The organism is Halorhodospira abdelmalekii (assembly GCF_016583625.1).
GTDB lineage: Bacteria > Pseudomonadota > Gammaproteobacteria > Nitrococcales > Halorhodospiraceae > Halorhodospira > Halorhodospira abdelmalekii.
In genome coordinates this window covers 1-504 of sequence record NZ_NRRN01000157.1, presented here as the reverse complement: position 1 = coordinate 504, position 504 = coordinate 1, and the positions used below count along the sequence as shown (strand labels likewise).

The following is a 504-nucleotide window of genomic DNA, read 5'->3' as shown; positions in this document are numbered from 1 at the left end:
TTTGTTGGCCTATGACGACGAGCTCGGCTGGTGCCTGATCTCCTCGCCGCGGAGCTCGCTGCCGCTGGCTTGCCCGATACAGATTCGGACCAAACAGCAGCACGTCGCCAGCCGTCTGCGGCGCCTGCATGCCATCACGCCGCACTTCATGTTGTTCGAGCTGGACGCGATGAAGCCGTGTCTGGCGACTCCCAGCTATCCAAGCGCGCGCCGCCGCTACCGCCAAGGCCGCATGGGAGCCTCCAGCCATAGAGCTGGCGTCGCCGAGCCCGTCGACGAGGTCCGCCGCACGCGCCGCAACGCCAGCTGAAGGGCCCTGCAACGTCGACGCCTGCCCGAGCCCGCGCTGTCTGGCCTCAGGCCCGAGTGCCGGCACGGCCACGACCGCCGGTCTTGACTCCGCCCGCGTGTGCAGACCAGGTGACGTCGCCAACGCTGCCAAAGGTCACACCGTTGGCAAAACCTCCTGTCCCGTTTCGCAGAGCCTCTTGTCCCGTTGTATCC

At 67.3% G+C, this 504-nt stretch carries 1 protein-coding gene; it reads left to right on the top strand.

What is annotated here, in order from left to right; all coding sequences use genetic code 11:
• On the top strand, nucleotides 1-310 hold a 310-nt coding region (locus tag CKO15_RS13920; RefSeq protein WP_200197436.1), incomplete at its 5' end, for a hypothetical protein.
• Between the last annotated feature and the right edge of the window lie 194 nt (nucleotides 311-504).